Below are 2,165 nucleotides of genomic sequence, written 5' to 3' on the forward strand. Positions count from 1 at the left end.
GCCGGGCGGGGGGTTCGCGGCCGGGGTCACGATGTCGATTGCCCTTATCCTCCAGTACATGGCGGGCGGGACCCGCTCGATCGAAGCGCGGCTGCGGATCCGTCCCGTCAGTTGGATCGGCCTCGGCCTGCTCTGCGCCGCCCTCACCGGCATGGGTGCCTGGCTGTTCGGCCACCCGTTCCTGACCTCCTATTTCCGGTACCTGGACCTGCCCGCCATCGGCAAGGTGCCGGCCGCCACCGCGCTGCTGTTCGACCTCGGCGTCTTCGCGGTCGTGGTGGGCTCCACCGTGCTCATCCTGGTCGCCCTGGCGCACCAGTCGGTCCGAGCCCCACGCGCCACCCGCTCGCCGCTCCCCGCCGAGAGGCCTGCCCTGACGAAGGAGAACGCATGATGGAGCTGATCTTCGCGCTGGCGGTGGGTGTCCTGACCGCATCGGGAGTGTGGCTGTTGCTGCGCCCGCGCACCTTCCAGGTCATCATCGGGTTGTCGCTGCTCTCCTATGCGGTGAACCTGTTCATCTTCGGCATGGGTCGACTGCGGGTCGGCGCACCGCCTGTTCTCGAAAACACCGAGGCGGTCGACCCGGCGCTCTACGCCGACCCGCTGCCGCAGGCGCTGGTGCTCACCGCCATCGTCATCAGCTTCGCGACGACGGCCCTGTTCCTCGTCGTCCTGCTGGCCTCGCGCGGCCTCACGGGCACCGACCACGTGGACGGCCGGGAGGACGGGCAATGACGGGCATGCTCGACCATCTGATCATCGTGCCGATCCTACTGCCGCTGGTCTCCGCAGCCGTGATGCTCCTGCTCGACGAGCGCCGCCGCGGGCTCAAGGGCGGGATCGGGATCGCGACCACGGTCACCCTGCTCATCGTATCGATCACGTTGCTTCGCGTGGCCGACATGGCTCCTGCGGCATCGGGCGGGTCGGTCGCAAAGGTGTACCAGCTCGGCAACTGGCCCGCGCCGTTCGGCATCGTGCTGGTGCTGGACCGCCTCTCCGCCCTCATGCTGGTTCTGACCAGCGTGCTCGGCATCGCGTCGCTGCTGTATTCGCTCGCGCGCTGGCACCGCGCCGGGCCGCGGTTCCACACGCTCTTCCAACTCCAGCTCATGGGCCTCAACGGCGCCTTCCTGACCGGAGATCTCTTCAACCTCTTCGTGTTCTTCGAGGTTCTGCTCACCGCCTCCTATGGCCTCGTGCTGCACGGGGATGGCACCGCCCGCGTCAGGGCAGGCCTTGCCTACATCGCCGTCAACCTGGCAGCCTCCCTGCTCTTCCTGATCGGCGCCAGCCTGGCCTATGGCGTCACGGGCACGCTCAACATGGCGGATCTCGCCAGTCGCATCCCCGCCCTCACGCCAGGCGATGCGGCGCTGTTCGCGGCCGCGGCGGCGATCCTCGGCACGGCCTTCCTGATGAAGGCGGGCGCATGGCCGCTCAACTTCTGGCTCCCGACCACCTATGCGGTGGCCTCCGCGCCGGCGGCCGCCATCTTCGCCGTCATGAGCAAGCTCGGCGTCTACGTCATCCTCCGCCTGTGGACGCTGGTGTTCGGTCCGGAGGCGGGTCCGCTCGCCGGATTCGGCGGACAATGGCTGCTCGTCGGCGGCATGCTGACCATCGTGTTCGGTACGATCGGCATCCTGGCCTCGCAGACCCTGTCGCGGCTGGCCGGGTGCAGCGTGCTCGTCTCCTCCGGAACGGTGATCGCCGCCATCGGCACGGGCGGCGGCGCGGTCATCGGCTCGGCTCTGTTTTATCTCGTCAGCTCCACCTTGGGCCTCGCTGCCCTCTTCCTGCTGGTCGAGCTGGTCGAGCGCATCCGCGATCCCGGCGCGGACGTGCTGGCCGTCACCATGGAGGCCTATGGCGAGGGCGACGACGAGGGACTGGCGGACGAGATCGGTATCGCCATTCCAGCAACGATCGCCACCCTCGGCGGAAGTTTCATCACCTGCGCCCTGCTCCTGGCTGGGTTGCCGCCCTTCTCGGGCTTCATCGGCAAGTTCGGCATGATGGCGGCGATGCTGAGGACGGATGGCGCCATGGTCCAGACCTCGACCTGGATGCTGATCGGCCTCCTGACGATGTCGGGCCTGGCGACGCTGATCGCCATGACGCGGGCCGGGATCAGCTCCTTCTGGGCTCGTCTGGACGAC

General features: G+C 68.3%; 3 protein-coding genes. All 3 read left to right on the top strand.

The genetic code is table 11. The features are described 5' to 3' along the window. A partial coding sequence (locus ILT44_RS30215; protein WP_204243303.1) for an MnhB domain-containing protein occupies positions 1 to 394 on the top strand: 394 nt, incomplete at its 5' end. Next, positions 394 to 738 (top strand): Na+/H+ antiporter subunit C, encoded by a 345-nt coding sequence (locus tag ILT44_RS30220; RefSeq protein WP_204243305.1) that lies wholly within the window; start codon positions 394 to 396, stop codon positions 736 to 738. The genes ILT44_RS30215 and ILT44_RS30220, both read left to right, overlap by 1 nt. Next, positions 735 to 2,165, top strand: a 1,431-nt coding sequence (locus ILT44_RS30225; protein ID WP_204243304.1) for a monovalent cation/H+ antiporter subunit D, incomplete at its 3' end; no start/stop codon positions are given. The genes ILT44_RS30220 and ILT44_RS30225, both read left to right, overlap by 4 nt.

Source organism: Microvirga arvi (assembly GCF_016892765.1).
In the GTDB taxonomy this organism is placed as follows: Bacteria; Pseudomonadota; Alphaproteobacteria; order Rhizobiales; family Beijerinckiaceae; genus Microvirga; species Microvirga arvi.